Annotated in this window: 15 protein-coding genes and 1 pseudogene; 10 read left to right on the top strand and 6 right to left on the bottom strand. The window is 70.9% G+C overall.

Annotated elements, in window-relative coordinates:
- The first annotated feature begins 122 nt into the window (after positions 1-122).
- Together ACIA5C_RS14050 and ACIA5C_RS14045 are read left to right on the top strand one after the other, a co-directional pair.
- On the top strand, positions 123-731 hold the full coding sequence (locus tag ACIA5C_RS14050; protein ID WP_396054359.1) for a MerR family transcriptional regulator: 609 nt from the start codon (positions 123-125) through the stop codon (positions 729-731).
- On the top strand, positions 728-3,271 hold the full coding sequence (locus ACIA5C_RS14045; protein WP_396054293.1) for a VIT domain-containing protein: 2,544 nt from the start codon (positions 728-730) through the stop codon (positions 3,269-3,271). Before ACIA5C_RS14050 ends, ACIA5C_RS14045 begins: the two co-directional genes overlap by 4 nt.
- A 112-nt stretch (positions 3,272-3,383) precedes the next feature.
- Here ACIA5C_RS14045 and ACIA5C_RS14040 read toward each other — a convergent pair whose 3' ends face one another.
- On the bottom strand, positions 3,384-5,132 hold the full coding sequence (locus tag ACIA5C_RS14040; RefSeq protein ID WP_396054291.1) for an alpha/beta fold hydrolase: 1,749 nt from the start codon (positions 5,130-5,132) through the stop codon (positions 3,384-3,386).
- 305 nt (positions 5,133-5,437) lie between these two features.
- Here ACIA5C_RS14040 and ACIA5C_RS14035 point away from each other — a divergent pair, with 305 nt between their 5' ends.
- Positions 5,438-6,373, top strand: coding sequence for a ricin-type beta-trefoil lectin domain protein (locus ACIA5C_RS14035; RefSeq protein ID WP_396054289.1), 936 nt, complete (start codon positions 5,438-5,440; stop codon positions 6,371-6,373).
- Between the two features lie 413 nt (positions 6,374-6,786).
- Here ACIA5C_RS14035 and ACIA5C_RS14030 read toward each other — a convergent pair whose 3' ends face one another.
- Complete coding sequence (locus ACIA5C_RS14030; RefSeq protein WP_396054287.1) at positions 6,787-7,374, bottom strand: TetR/AcrR family transcriptional regulator; 588 nt, start codon at positions 7,372-7,374, stop codon at positions 6,787-6,789.
- A 49-nt stretch (positions 7,375-7,423) separates the two neighbouring features.
- Between ACIA5C_RS14030 and ACIA5C_RS14025 the strand changes: the two genes are divergently transcribed.
- Positions 7,424-9,085, top strand: coding sequence for an FAD-binding dehydrogenase (locus ACIA5C_RS14025; RefSeq protein WP_396054285.1), 1,662 nt, complete (start codon positions 7,424-7,426; stop codon positions 9,083-9,085).
- A gap of 149 nt (positions 9,086-9,234) precedes the next feature.
- Here the strand turns inward: ACIA5C_RS14025 and ACIA5C_RS14020 are convergent, their stop codons facing one another.
- From ACIA5C_RS14020 to ACIA5C_RS14010, 3 genes are read right to left on the bottom strand one after another with little or no spacing between them, the layout of a single operon-like run.
- A complete protein-coding gene (locus ACIA5C_RS14020) occupies positions 9,235-9,699 on the bottom strand; it encodes a nucleotidyltransferase domain-containing protein (RefSeq protein WP_396054283.1) in 465 nt (154 codons plus the stop codon).
- Positions 9,700-9,723: 24 nt separating this feature from the next.
- Positions 9,724-10,575, bottom strand: coding sequence for an SMP-30/gluconolactonase/LRE family protein (locus ACIA5C_RS14015; RefSeq protein ID WP_396054281.1), 852 nt, complete (start codon positions 10,573-10,575; stop codon positions 9,724-9,726).
- Positions 10,576-10,634: 59 nt separating this feature from the next.
- Positions 10,635-12,815, bottom strand: coding sequence for a ricin-type beta-trefoil lectin domain protein (locus tag ACIA5C_RS14010; RefSeq protein WP_396054279.1), 2,181 nt, complete (start codon positions 12,813-12,815; stop codon positions 10,635-10,637).
- Positions 12,816-13,093: 278 nt separating this feature from the next.
- On the opposite strand from ACIA5C_RS14010, the pseudogene ACIA5C_RS14005 reads away from it, so the two are divergent.
- From ACIA5C_RS14005 to ACIA5C_RS13980, 6 genes and pseudogenes are all read left to right on the top strand, one after another.
- A pseudogene (locus tag ACIA5C_RS14005) lies at positions 13,094-13,652 on the top strand (hypothetical protein); the annotation flags it as partial.
- Between the two features lie 135 nt (positions 13,653-13,787).
- A complete protein-coding gene (locus tag ACIA5C_RS14000; RefSeq protein ID WP_396054277.1) occupies positions 13,788-14,420 on the top strand; it encodes a DUF2306 domain-containing protein in 633 nt (210 codons plus the stop codon).
- A gap of 45 nt (positions 14,421-14,465) precedes the next feature.
- Positions 14,466-15,797, top strand: a complete 1,332-nt coding sequence (locus ACIA5C_RS13995; RefSeq protein WP_396054275.1) for a serine hydrolase domain-containing protein — start codon at positions 14,466-14,468, stop codon at positions 15,795-15,797.
- A gap of 5 nt (positions 15,798-15,802) precedes the next feature.
- A complete protein-coding gene (locus ACIA5C_RS13990; protein WP_396054273.1) occupies positions 15,803-16,186 on the top strand; it encodes a VOC family protein in 384 nt (127 codons plus the stop codon).
- A 117-nt stretch (positions 16,187-16,303) separates the two neighbouring features.
- Entirely contained in the window at positions 16,304-16,852 is a 549-nt protein-coding gene (locus ACIA5C_RS13985; protein ID WP_396054271.1) for a TetR/AcrR family transcriptional regulator, read from the top strand.
- Positions 16,849-17,520, top strand: a complete 672-nt coding sequence (locus tag ACIA5C_RS13980) for a lysophospholipid acyltransferase family protein (RefSeq protein ID WP_396054269.1) — start codon at positions 16,849-16,851, stop codon at positions 17,518-17,520. Before ACIA5C_RS13985 ends, ACIA5C_RS13980 begins: the two co-directional genes overlap by 4 nt.
- 12 nt (positions 17,521-17,532) lie before the next feature.
- Here ACIA5C_RS13980 and ACIA5C_RS13975 read toward each other — a convergent pair whose 3' ends face one another.
- Positions 17,533-18,060 carry an EXLDI protein gene (locus ACIA5C_RS13975; protein WP_396054267.1) on the bottom strand — a complete coding sequence of 176 codons (528 nt, stop codon included), beginning with the start codon at positions 18,058-18,060 and terminating at the stop codon, positions 17,533-17,535.
- Positions 18,061-18,119 lie beyond the last annotated feature (59 nt).

Here is an 18,119-nt window from a genome sequence, read left to right as displayed (position 1 = left end):
CCCCTGGTTGCTCGGCCGGCCCCGCACAGGCCCGGCGGAGACATGCTGTCACGGTCGGCACCTAATTACTAGGACATTGACAGTGTCACGGTGACAGTGAAAGACTGCTCGGCGTGTGGACGATGGACGAGCTGGTCGAGAAGGTGCGGCAGGCGCTGGCGGCGGAATACTCCGGCGCCGATGACGGCCGCATCCGTGACGTGCCCGACCGCCGTGCGATCCGGTGGTATACGACGATTGGCCTGGTCGATCGCCCTCTCGGCATGCGGGGCCGCACCGCTTTATATGGTCCTCGCCATCTGCGGCAGCTGGTGGCGATCAAACGACGGCAGGCGGCCGGCCGGTCGCTCTCACAGATCCAGGGCGAGATCAACTGGCTCTCCGACGAGGAACTGGCGGAGCTCTCCCACGTACCGGAGGAATTGCTGGAGGCCGACGGCCCGGTGCCGGATGGCGCCCCCGGAGACCGTCATATGCGTTTCTGGGCCCGGCAGCCGGTGGCTGCCTCAGCCCCCGCCAACCACGCCGCCTCAGCCAACCACGAGCTGGGCCAGTCACTCGCGGGCGAGTCCGTGGTCCGGCCGGTCAACGGCGTAGCGCTGCCCGGCGGCGTGATCCTGCTGGTGCCCCACCCGATCTCCGACCGCGACCGCGACGACATCGCCGCGGCGGCCGCTCCGCTTCTCGATCTGCTCGATGCCCGTGGCCTACTCGATGGGAGTTCAGCATGACCATTTCCGTGAACCCGATGGGCCCCGGCGAGCTCGAGCGCGTCCGGATCCTGCCCGACGCCGGCTTCGGCGTGCTCCGCACCGACCGCGGCAACCTGCCGCTCGACCGGCTGAGTGTCCGTTCCAAGATCAGCGGACTGGTTGCCCGCACGGTCGTGGTGACCGAGTTCGTCAACACGCACGATGTGCCGCTCGAGGCGACCTACGTCTTCCCGCTGCCCGACCGGGCGGCTGTCACCGGAATGACGCTGACCGCCGACAACCGCACCGTCGAGGCCGAGCTGCAGGAACGGGCCGCCGCGCGCGAGGCCTACGACCAGGCGATCGCGGCCGGTCAGCGCGCCTCCATCGCCGAGGAGGAGCGGCCCGATGTCTTCACGATGCGGGCCGGCAACATCCTGCCCGCCGAACGAGTGGTGATCGAGCTGAGCCTGGTCGGGCCGCTGCCGTTCGAGGACGGTGCCGCGACGTTCCGGTTCCCGCTGGTCGTCGCTCCGCGCTACATTCCCGGTGCGCCCGTCACGGGCCCGCAGGCGGGCGACGGGCAACACCTCGACACCGATGCGGTGCCCGACGCCTCACGCATCACGCCACCGGTGCTGCTGCCCGGCTTCCCCAACCCCCTGCGGCTGTCGATCGACGTCGAGATCGATGCGGCCGGGCTGACGCTGGGCGACGTGCGGTCCAGCCTGCACACGGTGTCCGACCATGCCGGCACGATCAGCATCCGGCCGGGCGAGCGCGCCGACCGCGACTTCGTGCTGCGGCTGGCCTATTCAGGCGGCGCCGAGACGGCGGTGGCGGTGCCCGACGAGACCGGAGACGGCGACGAAGGTGTCTACCAGCTGGTCGTCCTGCCGCCCGACGACGCCAAGGTGACGGCGAAGCCGAAGGACGTCGTGCTGCTGCTCGACCGTTCCGGCAGCATGGGCGGCTGGAAGATGGTGGCCGCCCGCCGGGCCGCGGCCCGGGTCGTCGACACGCTCACCGGCGCCGACCGTTTCGCGGTGCTGACCTTCGACCACCAGGTCGACTACCCGGCCGACCTCGGCCCGGGGCTGTCCGAGGCGAGCGACCGCAATCGGTTCCGCGCGGTCGAGCACCTTTCGCGGGCGGACGCGCGGGGCGGCACCGAGCTGCTCGCGCCGCTGGTCAAGGGCCTCGAGCTGCTGCGGCTCTCCGAGGGCCGTGACCGTGTGCTGGTGCTCGTGACCGACGGCCAGGTCGGCAACGAGGACCAGATCGTCCAGGAGGTTGCGGCGTCCATCGGGCCGACCCGCATCCACACGATCGGCATCGACCGAGCGGTGAACGCGGGCTTCCTGGGCCGGCTCGCCGCTCTCGGCGCCGGCCGGGCCGAGCTGGTCGAGAGCGAGGACCGGCTCGACGAGGCAATGGAGCACATTCACCGGCGGATCGGGGCGCCGCTGGTCACCGGCCTGAAGGTGACCGGCTCCGGCCTGCGGCTGATCGACGACGAGCGCAGCCCGGCCCGGCTGCCCGGCATCTACCCCGGCGTCCCGCTGGTGGTGACCGGCCGCTACACCGGTTCGCCCGAGGGCACGCTCACGGTCACCGGGCGCCTGCGGGACGACACCGAGTTCAGCGCGACGGTCGCCGTGCAGCAACGGGCCGAGTCCGCGGTGGTCGCACAGTGGGCGCGGGCGCGGCTGCGCGACCTGGAAGACGCGTACGCGGCCGGCGACCACACGCTGGAGCAGCGAATCGTCACGACTTCGCTGCGCTATGGGGTGCTGTGCCGGTTCACCGCGTTCGTAGCGATCGACAGCCGGGTGGTCAACGACGGCGGGGAGATCCGGCGGGTCACCCAGCCGGTGGAGCTGCCGTCGGGCTGGGCCGCACCTGGCGCGGAGGCCGCGCCGATGATGGTGCTGGCCGCCGGCAGTGCGTCCATGTCGCCTTCCATCGCGCCGCCGATGCCGCCGCGGGCACCCGCTCCCTTCGCGCCGATCCGGGCGAAGCTGTCCCGCGCCAGCGGCGGCCCCGGGCGCTCGGCACCTGCCTTCGCGGCCGGGCCCGCGATGGCCCCGGCCGGACGGGCGGCCGCCTACGGCGGTGGCGAGCTTTCGATCGAAGAGGTACGCGCCTTGGCCGCGACTGAGGCCCACCGCCTGCGGGACGCGTCCGGCGCCGAGCCCTACGAGCGCCGGGAGCTCCTGGAAGACCTGGCCAGCCGCCTGGCCGTCCTGGTCGCCGCATTGACCGCCCCCGAGTTCGCACCGCTACACGCCTTGGTCACTCTCCTCAACGGCGATGCCGCCCTCGAGGCCAAGTGGACCGCCGCCCTCGACACCTTGGCCGCCTACGCCGAGGGCAGGCCGACCGGCGGAAGCGCGACCGACGCCAGCGGCAGTACGGGTCGCGCGAGCCGCCGCACGCGCGGCGGCACGGGCGGGGCGAGCGGCAGCGCGGGCGGCAGCAACGCGCCCGACGCCAGCAGCAGCACGGGTGGTGCAAGCGGAGGCGGGGGCGGCGGCGGGACCGCTGCGGCCCGGAAGCCCTTCTGGAAGCGCGACTGACCAGCGCCGAAGCCTGACCCGACCGGCGCCATCCCAGGAGCACCGCATGATCAGCATCAACGGGAGCTGCCCCGCCTCCCAACCGGGGAGACGGGGCAGCGGTGAGCGGGCCTCAGCCGATGACCGGCGGGAGGATCTTCGGGGCGTTCGCCGGCGGCAGGCCGTGGGCGGCGATCTCGGCCGGGGTGGCCGTGCGCAGGTTGAAGCCGTCGACCGACGCGGCGGCGGCAGTGCTGGTCAGAGGCTTGGTGAAGGGCTGGGCGTCGCCGACGCAGGTGGTGCCCCGTGGCGGCAGCGCGCGGAAGAGCAGGTAGCGGTCGGTCCACGTAGTGGCGCAGGCCGAGGTGCCGTAGGCGGTGTGGCCCCAGTTGTTGCTGGAGAGGAGCCGGGCGTTCGGCAGCAGGCGGGACGACTTCACGGCGTCGTCATAGTTGGTGGCCGGGTCCCAGAAGCTGCCGACGACGAGCACCGGGTGCGCGGTCAGCTTGTTGAACGGTCCGGTGTAGGCGTCCTCGTCACGGACGGTCCAGTGGTCGCCGGCGCACTGGACGCTCGCCCAGGCCCAGGCGCGGCCCAGGTAGGTGGCGCGCTTGTCGGCGCGGGCGGCGGCGGCCGGCCAGGACGAGCCGTGGGCCGGGTGCATGCCGTCGGTACACATGACCGCGGAGTAGGCGTCGAAGGAGTTGTCGTAGGGGAACTCGCGGCCCGCGGAGCGGCTGCGCATGCGGGTGACCGCGGCCTTGGCCAGGGCGACCTGGGTCGAGGACGGCTTGGCGCCCGGAGTGGTCAGGTCGTACAGCTTGGCGGTGAGGTCGGTGATCTCGTCCCCGGCGTCGGGCTCGTAGAGGGCGCTGAGCACCAGTCCGATGAAGCCGGCGTAGGTGATGGTGTCGCCGTCCAGGGTGACCGGCTTGGCCTTCAGGCTCTCGGCGACCGCGCGGAAGGTACGCATGGGGGCGTCGCTCAGCTCGCACTTCGTCGGCCCAGCGGCCGCGCAGCGGCGCAGGATCTCGGCGAGCGCCTTCCACGCGCCGTCGGCCGAGTGCAGGCGGTCGTCCTGGATCTGGCCGGCGGTCGCCGTGCCGCCGACCCAGGCCTTCGGGTCGATGACACCGTCGACCACCACGGCGCGGAAGCGGTCCGGGAACATGTTGGCGTAGTACTGACCGAGCGCGGTGCCGTAGCTGAAGCCGAGGTAGGTCAGCTTCGCGTCGCCGACCGCCCGGCGCATGACGTCCATGTCGCGGGCGACCTCGGCCGTCGACATGGCGCCGGCCAGCTCACGGCCGGTGGTGGAGCAGCCGCGGGCCTCGCTCTGGGCCGCGGTGATGAACGCCTTCTCCTGCTTGGCGCCCCACGGGAAACCCATGGCCAGCGACTTCAGGCTCGGCAGCTGCCGAGCCGCCGACGGGAAGCAGTCCACCTGCTGGCTGAAGCCGACACCGCGCGGGTCCATGCCGACGACGTCGAAGCGGTCGAGGATGCTCTTGCTCAGGAAGTACGGCGCGCCCAGAGCCATCGCGGTCGCCGAGCCGCCCGGGCCACCGGGGTTGATGAAGAGGCTGCCGATGCGGTGCTTCTGGTCGCGGGCCGGCACCCGGAGCAGCGCCAAAGTGATCTGTTTGCCGTTCGGGCTGTCGTAGTCGAGCGGCACCTTCGCGGTCGCGCACTGACCCCAGTCGTAGCAGCTGTACCAGTTCAGCTTCGGAGTCTTCACCGAGTCGACGCGGCGCCGCTCGGTCGCGCCCGTCAGGGCGTACGCCCCAGGGGCCGCGGCAGATGCCGTCGCCGGCGCGATGAGCGTTCCGGCCAGCGCGAGCCCTGCCGCGGCGGCGGCGAGCAGGCGGGAGGGGAGCGACATGCGAGACCTTCCTCGTAGGCCGGTGCCCGTATCGCCCCGGATGTTCAAAAAGATAGGTTGGCGAAAGATCTTCTCGGTGCTCCGAAGAGTGGTAGCTGGGTTGCAGGCGCCGATGGTCCGATGTTGTGGGATACGTCGCACCGAGAGGACGCCGGGACGTTTGCGCTGGTCAGCGACCCCAAGGCTGTCAACCTCCACCGCTTCGGCGGAAAAGGTGGCTGCTTCGGGGGTCGGTGCTGCCCGGATCACCGAGGTAGGTTCGACCACTGATTCTCAGCAGACGGCTGGACGGTGGCGGAACCCAGGTGACGGACCACGACTTCGGCGACGACCAGGACCCATTGCTGGTACGCCCGTTCGTGCTGCAGGAATCCGAGTCTCCCGACGCGGATCCGTCCACTCAGACCTGGCCGTCGGCGACCACCCGCGAGGTCCGGTCGCAGCACGCGTCGTCCGGCGAGCCGCCGACCCAGGTCATCCCGCGCGTCGGTGCCCTGCGGCGACGCTTCCGCCGCCGGTTCCTGGTGATCGGCGGGATCGGCGTGGCGGTGGTGCTGGCCGCGACGGCGGCCGCCTTCGCGGCGCTGCGGCCCGAGGTGAGTCCGTCGGTTGCTTCCGGCGCCGACTCCGCACTGCCCGTGGTCACCGGTCCGGCCCCCACCTCATCGCCTCCGCCACCGGCCGGCTCGCCTTCCGCGACGACCGACGGCACCCGCCGGTCCACCTCCGCGTCGGTCAAGGCCTCCGCGTCACTCACGGCTTCTTCCGGTACGCCGTCCTCCGCCCCGACGGGCAGTCGGCTGACCTCGGCCCCGACCGTGGGGGCGACCGGGGGTGGCTTCGGGGTCGCCCAGCCCCACAACGTGTCACCGACCGCGCGCACGGGGACGATCCGCGGACAGAACACCCTGTGCCTGGACCTCAACGGCAACCTGCCGTTCGACGGCAACCACGTCGACGTCTTCGGCTGCAACACCACCAGCGCCCAGGTCTGGACCTTGGCAACCGACGGCACGCTGCGGGTAGACGGCAAATGCGCGCTGATCGTCGGCGACAACACGGTCCACATCGTGGCTTGCGACGGCCGCACGACGGCCCAGTGGCAGGTCTCCGACTCCAAACTGATCAACGCCGCCAACGGCTTGTGCCTCACCGACCCGTCCGGAGGTCGCAGCGAAGGCACGCCCGTCACCGTCACTGCGTGCGGCGGTTCCGCCAGCCAGCGCTGGTCCCTCCCTTAACAGCAAGCAGCTCGCCGACACGGCAGCCGCAGGGCGATCCGGCAGCGGGTTGCGCGCCGCAAGCCGGCCGCCGGCGCGAGCCCCGAGCTGCCCGCCCCAGCAGGCCGGCCGGCCGCCAACCTGGACGGACGCAGAACCAGCCGCCGATCCAGAAACCAACCACTGTCCATTCGGCGGCCAGGGCGCCCCGGGGCCTATTTCACGGCGCCGGCACGGCAACTGATCACCGTCCAAGGCACAGAGTCACCGCGCGGGCAGAGCGATCGATACCCAGCCGAACGCCGACGGTCCAGCACGCCAGCGACGACAAGCGGGCCAGCGGGCGGCCGGGCCAGCGGGCGACCGGGCCAGCGGGCGACCGGGTCAGCGGGGCCAGCGGGCGACCGGGCCAGCGGGGCCAGCGGGCGACCGGGTCAGCGCGTCAGTAAGGCGGTCAGGAGCTGGGTCAGCCAGGTGCGGGCCGCGAGCACATCGCTGTCGAGGAGCAGCTGGACGGTGACGCCGTCGTAGGCGGCCACGACCGACCTTGCGGCCGACGCCACGTCCGGGATCGCGGAGGGGAGGGCGAGCTGCCCGCGTACGGAATTGAGGCGGTCTTGGACCGCCTGCCGCAACTGGTCGCGGTGCCCGGCCAGCCGCCGGGCCAGGGTGGGGTTTCGGGCCGCGTGCAGCAGGAAGTCGGTTTTGACCAGGAGCCAGTCGCGGTCGAGCAGGAGGGTCGCGACCGTGCGTTCGATGATCAGTTCGACCGGGGCGTCGAGCGGGGGTGCGGTCAGCGCCTCGGTGACCTGGGTGGCGATGAGGGCGGCGCGTTCGTCGTAGAGGTCGAAGAACAGCTCTTCGAGGGTGGTGTAGTTGGAGTAGAAGGCGCCGCGGGTGTAGCCGGCGGCCGCGCACACGTCGTCGATGCGGGTCTGGCCGAAGCCGCGGGCGGCGAAAACGTCGAATGCGGCGTCGAGCAGCCTCGCCTTCGTTTCGGCGCGACGCTTCGTGACCCGCATGGCGGCAAGCCTATCCAATACGTTCGCGTATCCGATACATTGCTGAATCGTGGACGCAGACGTCATCGTCGTCGGGGCCGGGCTGGCCGGGCTGGTCGCCGCGCACGAGCTCACCGCCGCCGGCAAGAGAGTTGCGATCGTCGAGCAGGAGAACGCGGCCAACCTGGGCGGGCAGGGGTTCTGGTCGTTCGGCGGCCTGTTCCTGGTCGGCACCCCGGAGCAGCGGCGCCTCGGCGTGCGGGACAGCTTCGACCTCGCCTGGAGCGACTGGCAGTCGAGCGCCGGTTTCGACCGGCTCGACGACGAGGACTCGTGGGCGGTCAAATGGGCCCGGGCCTACGTCGAGTTCGCGTCGGGCGAGAAGCGGTCGTGGCTGTCGTCGCTCGGCATGAGCTGGCTACCCACCGTGGGCTGGGCCGAACGCGGAGCGCTACGCGCCGACGGGCACGGCAACTCCGTGCCACGGTTCCACGTCACGTGGGGTACGGGCACGGGGGTGGTCGAGCCGTTCGTCAACGCCACCACCGACAACCCGAATGTCCGCTTCTACCACCGGCACCGGGTCGACGAACTGATCGTCACCGGCGGTACGGTCACCGGCGTCCGCGGCACCGTCCTCGCCCCTTCGGACACGGCCCGCGGCGTCGAATCCAACCGCGACCCGGCCGGCGACTTCGAACTGACCGCCCAGGCGGTCATCGTCACCACGGGCGGCATCGGCGCCAACCACGACCTGGTCCGGCAATATTGGCCCGCCGACCTGGGCCGCCCGCCGGCCGCGATGGTCACCGGCGTGCCGGCCTACGTCGACGGGCGCATGCTCGCGATCACCGAGAGCGCCGGCGCCCGCCTGGTCAACCGCGACCGCATGTGGCACTACACCGAAGGCGTCCAGAACTGGGACCCGATCTGGCCCGGCCACGGCATCCGGCTGCTGGCCGCCCCGTCGTCGATGTGGTTCGACGCGCTGGGCCGGCGGCTGCCCTCCCCCGGCATTCCGAGTTACGACACCCTGGCCACGCTGCGCTACCTGCGGACGACGCCGGACATCGCCGAGTACGACCACTCCTGGTTCATCCTCACCGAGAAGATCATCAAGAAGGAGTTCGTGCTCTCCGGCTCCGAGCAGAACCCCGACATCACCGCGAAGGACCGGCGCGGCTTCCTCAAGGACCGGCTGCTGGGCAAGGGCGCCCCGGCCCCGGTCGCGGCGTTCCTGGAGCATGGCGCCGACTTCGTCGTGGCCGGCACGATCGAGGAACTGGTCGCCAAGATGAACGGCCTGACCGACAAGGCGCTCCTCGACCCGGCCTTCATCCGCCGCCAGGTCGAGGACCGCGACCGCCAGGTGGCCAACCCGTACAGCAAGGACGCCCAGATCCAGGGCATCCAGAACGCGCGCCGCTACATCGGCGACCGCATCGGCCGCGTCGCGTCCCTGCACCGGTTCCTCGACCCGGCCGCCGGCCCGCTGATCGGCGTCAAACTGCACATCCTCACCCGCAAAACCCTCGGCGGCATCCAGACCGACCTCGACTCGCGCGCCCTCGGCTCCTCCGGCCACCCGGTTCCCGGCCTCTACGCGGCGGGCGAGGTCGCCGGCTTCGGCGGGGGCGGCGTGCACGGCTACAACGCCCTCGAGGGCACGTTCCTCGGCGGCTGCATCTTCAGCGGCCGCGCGGCGGGCCGGGCGGCGGCGCGAGCTCTTTAGGAATTTCGGTCGCGCCAGGCGCGCCGGTCCCGCGCCAACTGACGTACGCCGTCCAGCCGGCCCCTCCCGCCTGGGCGCACCGGACGCCGCATCAGCCCGCGAGAGCCGCACCGGTCGACGTCATCCGAAGCGGGTCCAGGCGTCGCCGGCTACGGCGTGGACGCTGGCTGCGGCGGCCCGAAGGTCCGCGAAAGTGAACTGCTGGGGGCGCCGGCGCGGTGGGCGATCGCGGGGCCGCGCAATCGCCGGCCGTGACGCTGCAGGGTCAGCCAGAGCACCGGGTTGAGCTCGCCGCACGGCTTGTCGAATTTCAGCTGGCCGTCGACCACGAACGGGGTGACCTGCCGCGTGTCGGGGAAGGACCGGAGCAGCCCGGGGTCGAGATAGACGCCGTCCAGATGCGGCGCGGGCAACATGCCGCCGTGGACCTTTTCCAGGGCGGGGCGGTCCTCCGCGGTGAGCGGACGAGAGGTCACGATGATCGTGTCGATGTCGCTCGCCCCGGGCTGCCAGGCGCCGAGAGCGGCCGAGCCCACCACGTAGAGGCCTTCCACCAGACCGGGCAGTCCATTGTCGACCGACTCCAGATAGCGGGTCGTGGTCTCCTCGATCATGCAGGGCACGCTGGCAGTCATCGGCTACGGCGTCTGAATTCTTATGATGGCGGCCTCGCGGGCGCCCTTGCGGGGCTGCTCGAAGAAGTCGGGGGCCGCGCAGGCGAAGAGGGTGTCGCCGGCCAGGGCGCAGGCGTAGACCGGGGTGCCGGGACGGATCTCTTCGAGCACGCTGCCGTCGGCTCCGATGTGGAGGAGGCGGGGGTTGGTGCCGTCGGCGATCCAGAGGGTGCCGTCGGGGGCCAGGCAGGAGCCGTCGGGGGCGACGACCAGTTGCGTGACCACGTCGGCGAAGTCGCGGGATGTGGGGAGCGGGCCGAAGGTCGCCCAGGCCCGGCGGTTGGTCAGGTCGCCGTCCGGTGTGCGGTCGAAGGCGGTGATGCGGTTGCCGAAGGTCTCGTTGACCAGCAGGACGTTGTCGGCGGTGATGACCGAGCCGTTGGGGAACCAGAGATCGGTCGCCACCTCGGTGACCGTGCCGTCGGGGTCGACGCGGTGCAGGGAGGCCGGGGCCATGTCGCCGCCGCCCATGAGGTCGAAGCCGAAGTTGCCGACGTACGCGCGGCCGGCCGCGTCGACGACCATGTCGTTCAGGTGGCCGGTCGCGTGCGAGGACAGGTCGGCGTGGACCTCCAGCTCGCCGGAGAACGACCGGCGCAGGAGGAGACGGTCACGCATGGAGACGATCAGGAGGCGGCCGTCGGGCAGCCAGCCCAGGCCGGACGGCTGCTGCGGGACGGTGGCCTCGAGGCGCAGGTCGGAGCCGTCGGGAAGCACGGACTGGACCACGCCACCGTAGAAGTCGGAGAACCACAGGCGGCCGAAGGCCCAGCGGGGTGATTCCGCGAAGTGGAGGTTGGCAACGACAGGGTTCATACGTAACGGCTATCACAGGACCGGCCACAGCAACACCATGGCCGGTCCCGCAACAACGATTACGGCGCGCTGACCAGGTACGCCTCGGTGTGTCCCGAGCGAGCCGCGTCGCCCGAGTTGTTCACCACGTGGCTGATCGTGCCGACGCCGCCGAGCGACTCGGTGATCACGTCGTGGAATTTGATGCCGGACTTCACCGGTGTCTCGACCGCGTGGGCGTTGACCACCGCGTTGTTGGTGTTGAAGAAGCAGTAGCTGCCGACGCCCCACGCCTCGTGAGTGGTGACCGAGTCGGCGACCTTGTACGCCGCCCAGCCCTGCGTGCTGCCGTTCATGTACGCGGCCTGGTTGGGCACGTCGTACGGCATCTCGTTCTGGTAGAAGTACGTCTTGCCGCCGTTGCCGTTCCAGATGGTGTTGAACTGCTGGAAGTGCTCGACGAACAGGCCGTAGAACGTGACGTCGTTGCCGTTGACCACGAGCCCGTTCTTCGCGGTGTTGGTCGTCCAGCCCACGGTCCCGCCGTTGCCGTGGTCAGCCCGCCAGATCCACGAGTGGTCCCCGATCACGTTGTTGCTGTTGATCTGCATCGACGTGGTGGCCTTGCCTGCGACCGCGCCCCCGATCCGCACGAACACATCCGACAAAACGGTCGGGTTGGACGAGTGGCTCAAAGACGATCCAGCCGGGCCGACCTGTAGCAGCACGTTCGAGTTGGTCGTGCCGGCGTCGAACAGGAGGCCCGCGATCCGCACGCCGTCCACGTCGGCCACGTGCATCGCGTCGACGCCGCCGTCCGGCTGGAAGGTCGCCAGGCCGAGACCCAGGATGACGGTGTTGGCGCGCGAAACGGACAGCGTCTGGTTGAGGTGGTAGACACCGGGCGTGACCAGCAGGTTCTTGCCCGCCGCGAGGGCCGCGTTGATCGTCGCCGCGGTGTCGCCCGACTTCACGACGTAGAACGTGCTGATCGGCAGCGAGGTGCCCGCCGGGTTGCCGGAACCCCACGACGGGCCGGTCGAGTTGGTGCGCATGCCGGGCACGAACACCTGGTATGCGCCGGTCCCGTCGACGTACAGGTAAGGCTTCTCCTCGACCGAAGGGGTCGAACCGACCGTGGTGTAGTGCGGGTTGGGGAACGTGTTGCCGGCCGGGGCGCCCTGGTCACCGACGAAGACGGCGTTCCAGTTCTGGTTGACGTACTTGCTCATCGACGTGTTGCGGAAGATGAACTGCTGCTGCGAACCGTTGTCGATCTGCCCGTCGACCTTGGTGTCGGCGATGAACCCGCCGGACGACCAGCCCCCGTCGGAGAGGGCGAGGTTCCCTCGCAGATGCATCCGGCGGTACGGCGCGGCCTGCGACACCGACCACCGGTCCTGACCGTCCGGCGGGGTGACCGACAGGCCCTCGGCCGAGCGCCAGAAGTTCTGCGTCGCGTTCTGCGTGCCGTCCGGCCACCAGTCGGCCTCGACGTGCACGTGGCCGTTGATGTTGACCTGGTCGGGGGTGAGGCCGAGGCCTGCCACCTGCTCGAAGAAGCCGACGTTGGCGTCGACGTTGTACGAACCCGGCTTGAACAGCAGGGCGTAGCGCTGCGAACCGAACTGGTTCTGCACCTGCTGGTTGAAGACCGAGGTCAGCTTGCTCTGGATCGTGGCCGACGACATCGACGGGTCGAAGATCGTCACGTTGGGCCCGAGGTCCGGATTGTTCGGGTTCGACGGCACCGTGGTCGGCGGGGTGGTGGGAGTGGAGCCGCCGCCGGCGAACGACCACTTCTGGTTGGCCGAGCCGCCACAGGTCCAGAGCTGCAACTTCGCGCCGTTGGCCGGATTGTTGTCCTTGACGTCCAGGCACTTGTTGGCCGCGGTGTTGACGAGGTCACCGGCCGCCGACAGCGTCCATTTCTGCGAAGCGACCGTGTCGAAGCAGTCCCACAGGTGGACGACCGCGCCGTTGGCGGTGGAGTTGCCGGCTACGTCGAGGCACTTGCCGAGTGCCTGGACCGAGCCGTTGTCGGCCAGCGTCCAGCTCTGGTTGGGGCCCGGGGAGCAGGTCCAGAGCTGCGGCTGGTTGCCGTTCGCGGTGGAGCCGTCGGTGACGTCGAGGCATTTGCCGTTCAGCGAGCTGACCAGCGTGCCGCTGGACGCCGCGAAGGCGTTGGTGATGCCGACAGCGCCGAGCGTGCCCGCGGTCAGGGTGATGACCGCGGCCACCAACAGGCGACGTTTCTTCATGGGGATGCGCCTAACCATAAGGGGGATTAACAGTCGCTTATTCAACGACCTTCGATCTACCGGAGGCGACCCTCTTAAGCTGCCATTAATGGTTCCGGAACCTGAAGCTGGATAGCCGACCATGATGAGCGACATGACCGAGTCCACCTTGCAAGGTCCCTTGACCGACGACGAGCTCGACCGGATCAACGCGTACTGGCGGCCGCCAACTATCTGACGGTCGGCCAGATCTACCTTCTCGACAACCCGCTGCTGAGCGAGCCCCTCCTCCCCGAGCACAGCACGGGGTCTTCACCAGCTACGAGGCGTTCGTCCACGTCATCGACTCGATGGTCGACCAGCACGCCAAGTGGCTCAAGGTCACCCGAAACATCCCGTGGCGCCGGCCGGTGGCCTCGCTCAACACCCTGATGTCCACGATGGACCACTGCCTGCGCAGCCGGCACTACATCAACGTCGTGATCGCAGGCAAGCAGCCGGCCCCGTCCTGGCTCACCATGGCCGAGGCCGACCTGCACTGCCGTCATGGCCTGGGCATCTGGGACTGGGCCAGCACCGACATGGGCACCGAACCCGACGTCGTGCTCGCCTGCGCCGGCGACGTGCCGACGATGGAGGCCCCGGCCGCGGCCGGCATCCTGCACCAGCGCCTGCCCGACCTGAAGGTCCGCCTGGTCATCGACGTCATCGACCGGGTGCCCGGCCTCGCGGCCACGGCCGCTCACCTCCGTCAGGAAAATGATCGACGAACGCGAGCAGTGCCGCGAGTACACCCGCGTCCACGGCGAGGACGACCCGAAAGTCGCCGAATGGCGGTGGTCACCCATCGAGCGATGACTTGCGCTCTTTTTCCGTACGCGTGGTGGAGTCACCACCCACAAGGTGGCGGCTTCGTCTACGTCGCACGACGCAGGCCCATCGCCGCTCCGGGACGGACGACCCGTACCGCCCCGGCGCGCCATCCTGACCGCCATGCGCCCCCGACTGATTTTCTTCGTCGCGATCGTGTTCGCCGCGGTGCTCACGTTCCCCTACCTCACGCTGGACATCAAGAACAGTCGCCTCGACGTGAGCGGCAACCTGCACTACGCGGTCCTGGTCGTGCACATCTTCTCGGCCACGGTGGCGCTCGTGCTCGGGCCTCTGCAGTTCATGCCGCGGGTGCGCGCCCGCCGGAAACTCCACCGCACACTCGGCCGCACCTATCTCCTGGCCGGGGTGCTGCCGTCGGCCCTGGCCGCGGTCCCGGTCGCCGTGTGGTCGGGCAGCCTGCTGACCCAGATCGGCCTGATCACCGCGTCCGTCCTCTGGCTGGTCACCGGAGGCCTGGCCGTGCGGGCCGCCCGCCGCCGCGACTTCGCCGCCCACCGCGCCTGGATGATGCGCAACTACGCCCTGACCTTCCTGGCCGTCACCTCACGCATCCTGGTTCCGCTGCTCCTGCTGGCCCAGATCCCGTTCGGCGGGGTGGACGCCGGCTCGATCGGCGACCGCGCGCCCTCGATGATCCCGATCGGTCAGACGCTGGGCTGGATCGTCAACCTGGTGGTGGCCGAAGTCCTCATCAGACGCAGCCGGGCGGCGAAACGGTATGCAGCGGTGTGAGCCGCCGATATCGTGGCGGCGTCGGTCGCGCCGTAGGGGGATGCCATGCCGTTGTTGCCCAAGCTCCAGAGCTGGCTCGACGAGGCGGCCTCCCGGCACGGCATACCGGGTGCCGCGGTCGCGGTGGGCCACGGCGACGCTCTGGCCGAGGCGGCCACCGGCGTGATCAACCGCAACACCGGCGTGGCGACTACGCCGGAGACGGTCTTCCAGATCGGGTCGGTGACCAAGATCTTGACGGCGGTGCTGGTGATGCAGCTGGTCGACGACGGGCTCATCGAGCTCGATCAGCCGGTGCGCCGCTACCTGCCGCAGTTCGCGCTGATCAACCCGGAGGCCACCGAGACGGTGACCGTGCGGCAGTTGCTGCTCCACGTCGGCGGCTTCGACGGCGACGTCGAGCAGGACACCGGCCGCGGCGACGAAGCGCTCGACCGCTACCTGGCCTTCCTCGGCGGCCACGCGCGGCAGGTGTCCCCGCCCGGTGCCCTGTTCTCCTACAGCAACTCCGGCTATGCGGTGCTCGGCGCGCTGGCTGCTCACCGGCGGGGCGGCACCTGGGAATCGGTGCTGCGCCAGCGTCTGATCGAGCCCCTGGGCGCGCGGCACATGGCGTTGCTGGCCGAGGAGGCGATCCTGTTCCGGGCGGCGGCCGGCCACGAGGGCCCGGCCGGGGAGACGGTTCCGGTGTGGCAGGAGCCGCGCTCGCTCGGACCGGCCGGAGCCACCCCGTGCGCCGCGCCGCGCGACCTGGTCCGGCTGGGCCGCATGTTCCTCGCCGGCGGAGTGAGCGCCGGCGGCACCCGGCTGCTGTCCCGGCGATCGGTGGACGCGATGATCTCGCCGCAGCTGACCGAGCCGGGCGTTCCGCAACGCGGGGCACACCGGCGGGGCCTCGGCCCGGTGCTGTTCGACTGGGAGGGCACGGCCGCGTACGGCCACGACGGCGACGTGGCCGGTCAGTGCACGCAGTGGCGCGTCGTGCCGGGCCACGACCTGGTGATCGCGATGAGCGCCAACCACCAGGCCTCGGTCGTGTTCTTCGACGAGTTGCTCGACCGGATCGTCCGCGAGCTCACCGGCGTCACCGTGCCGCCCCGGGCGACCCCTCCGGGCGGTCCGCCGACGCCGGGCCCGGCCCGGTTCTCGGGCCGATACTCCACCCCGCTCCACGCGTACGAGGTGACCGCGACCGACGACGGCCTCGACGTCACGACGATCCCGGTCGACGGCAGCGCCACGACGACCAGATACGTAGCGTTCTCCGGCTCGACGTTCATCGCCGCGCACCCGGACCTCGGCGTGCACTGGACCGTGACCTTCCTCGACGACGGCCGCTACCTGCACACGGGCCGCGCCGCGGCCCGGGAGGTGTAGCGGCGATGCCGATCGGACGGCTGCATCACGTCATCCTCGACTGTTCCGAGCCGCGCGCGCTGGCGGCGTTCTACAGCGCGCTGCTCGGCCACCCGATCACCTACGACGACGGCGATTTCGCGGTCGTCGCGCCCGACGACCGCACCTCGGGCCTCGCCTTCCAGCGCTCCCCCGACCAGCGCCCGCCGACGTGGCCCGACCCGGCCGTCCCCCAGCAGATCCACGTCGACGTGATGGTCGACGACCTGGCCGCGGCCCGCGAGGCGGTGCTCGCGCTGGGCGCCACGGAGCTGCCCACCGGCGACCACGTCTTCGCCGATCCGGCCGGCCACCCGTTCTGCCTGATCCCCCGCCCGGGCTGGGCCCCACCGGTCGAGCCAGCGGGGTAAACCCGGCGGGCTCGGGCCGGCGGGCTCGGGCCGGCGGGCTCGGGCCAGCGGGCTCGGGCCAGCGGAGTAGACCCGGCGGGGTAGACAGTGTCTACCGGCGGCTGGTAGACACTGTCTATGCCGGAGACGGACACCGAGCGGCGGCTGATCGCGGCCGGCGTCGAACTGCTCGCCGAGGGCGGAACCGATGCGCTGTCGCTCCGCGAGATCGCGCGCCGGGCCGGGGTGTCGCACGGCGCGCCGCGGCGCTACTTCCCGACCCATCGGGCGCTGCTCGCCGCCATCGCGCGGGAGGGCTACCGGAGTCTGGCGGCGCTGGTCCGGCCCACCAGCGGGCACGATCCGCGCCAGGCGGTGCTCGAGATGGCCCGGCAGTACGTCGACTTCGCCCAGCGGGAGCCCGGAATGTTCGCGCTGATGTTCCGGCACGATCTGCTGACCGGGGGCCAGATGGGGCTGCGAGACGCGAGTACGCCGCTCTTCGGCGTACTCGTCGAGCAGCTGGACCGGGCCGCCGTGCCCGACCCGCCGGTGACCGCGGCGGCCCTCTGGGCCGGCGTGCATGGCATCGCCCAGCTCTGGCAGTGGGGCAGCATGCAGGTCGTCACCGGCTCCGACGACCCGGGCCCGCTGCTGGCCGCGACCGTGCGGGCGCACCTGCCGTGAACCTCGCTCCGGCCCTGCGCCCGATGCTGCTGCCGGTCGCCCTGACCGCTTTCCGCCCGTCGGTGAGCGGCTCGCGGAACGTGCCCCGCACCGGCCCGGTGATCCTGGCCGCCAACCACCTCTCGGTGGTCGACAGCTTCCTGATCCCGCTGCTCACCCCGCGCCGGGTGTCGTTTCTGGCCAAGCAGGAATACTTCGGCCGCGGCAACCCGAAGAGGTGGGCGGTCCGCACGTTCCTGACCGGCCTCGACGCGATCGGTGTGCCCCGCGACGGGTTCCGGGCGGCGCAGCAGGCACTCGAGATCGCCAAGGCCGTGCTGGACGAGGGCGGCGCGTTCGGCATCCACCCGGAGGGCAGCCGCTCGCGCGACGGGCGCCTCTACCGCGGCCACACCGGGGTGGCGTGGCTGGCCCTGGCGACGGGCGCGCCGGTGGTGCCGGTCGCGGTCGCCGGCACCGAGAACGTCCAGCCGGTGGGCACCCGCCTCCCGCGCCCCGGCAAGGTCACGGTGAAGTTCGGCGAACCGATGCGCTTCAAGCCGGTGCCGGGCACCCGGCCGGCGAAAGCCCGCCGGGACACCACCGACGAGATCATGGCCGCGATCGCCGCGCTCTCGGGTCAGCCGCTGGCCGGCCACTACAACGACCACTCCGCGGGCGCTCTCTGAACGGCAGTGCCGCTAGATGTCAAGTTCCTCGATGGTGGGCTGGTCGAGAACGGCCGCGATCAGATCGGCGAGCTCGGCCGGGATGCGGGCGCGCAGTTCGTCGGCCGTCTCGACCACGTCGAGCGAGGCGTCGCCCTGGGTGCTGCCCCACGTCTGGTTGGGCCCCAGATAGGCCTGCAATACTCCCCGCCAACCGCTGCCCTTGGCGTTGTCGCCCGACCACACGTAGTCCGGGGACCGCTCGACGTGGATCGCGAACTTGCCCTTCAGCGTGCGGTAGACCCGGTAGACCTCGACCGTCTTGCTGGTCGAGCGCCCCCACTCCCCCAGCAGCACCCCCGAGAAGCGCACCTTGCGCCCCGGGCCCGCGCCCACCTTGACCGTGATCTCGTCGTAGCCCTCCCGGCGGCCCTCCTCGGCCTCGACGTAACGCTTCAGCGCGGTCGAGATGGTGGCCGAGAGGTTGCCGCCGCTGAGTTCCTGCGCCCGCGCGTACAGGGCGAGGTCGTCGTCGGACACGTAGATCGTCTTGTTCGGCATACATAGACTGTACGCATATCCGGGTCGGTCGATTCGGCCACGCGGCGGCCCGGTCGGGC

The sequence above is a fragment of the Actinoplanes sp. NPDC051343 genome (assembly GCF_044455125.1).
Taxonomy (GTDB): Bacteria; Actinomycetota; Actinomycetes; order Mycobacteriales; family Micromonosporaceae; genus Actinoplanes.
The sequence above is the reverse complement of the archived record's forward strand: the minus strand, read 5'-3'. Positions and strand labels throughout refer to the sequence as shown.

Excerpts from the sequence above, each read along its gene's own strand:
- ACIA5C_RS14050 (WP_396054359.1), top strand. The coding sequence starts at position 123 with ATGGACGAGCTGGTCGAGAAGGTGCGGCAGGCGCTGGCGGCGGAATAC.
- ACIA5C_RS14045 (WP_396054293.1), top strand. The coding sequence starts at position 728 with ATGACCATTTCCGTGAACCCGATGGGCCCCGGCGAGCTCGAGCGCGTC.
- ACIA5C_RS14040 (WP_396054291.1), bottom strand. The coding sequence starts at position 5,132 with ATGTCGCTCCCCTCCCGCCTGCTCGCCGCCGCCGCGGCAGGGCTCGCG.
- ACIA5C_RS14030 (WP_396054287.1), bottom strand. The coding sequence starts at position 7,374 with ATGCGGGTCACGAAGCGTCGCGCCGAAACGAAGGCGAGGCTGCTCGAC.
- ACIA5C_RS14020 (WP_396054283.1), bottom strand. The coding sequence starts at position 9,699 with ATGATCGAGGAGACCACGACCCGCTATCTGGAGTCGGTCGACAATGGA.
- ACIA5C_RS14015 (WP_396054281.1), bottom strand. The coding sequence starts at position 10,575 with ATGAACCCTGTCGTTGCCAACCTCCACTTCGCGGAATCACCCCGCTGG.
- ACIA5C_RS14010 (WP_396054279.1), bottom strand. The coding sequence starts at position 12,815 with ATGAAGAAACGTCGCCTGTTGGTGGCCGCGGTCATCACCCTGACCGCG.
- ACIA5C_RS14000 (WP_396054277.1), top strand. The coding sequence starts at position 13,788 with ATGCGCCCCCGACTGATTTTCTTCGTCGCGATCGTGTTCGCCGCGGTG.
- ACIA5C_RS13995 (WP_396054275.1), top strand. The coding sequence starts at position 14,466 with ATGCCGTTGTTGCCCAAGCTCCAGAGCTGGCTCGACGAGGCGGCCTCC.
- ACIA5C_RS13990 (WP_396054273.1), top strand. The coding sequence starts at position 15,803 with ATGCCGATCGGACGGCTGCATCACGTCATCCTCGACTGTTCCGAGCCG.
- ACIA5C_RS13985 (WP_396054271.1), top strand. The coding sequence starts at position 16,304 with ATGCCGGAGACGGACACCGAGCGGCGGCTGATCGCGGCCGGCGTCGAA.
- ACIA5C_RS13975 (WP_396054267.1), bottom strand. The coding sequence starts at position 18,060 with ATGCCGAACAAGACGATCTACGTGTCCGACGACGACCTCGCCCTGTAC.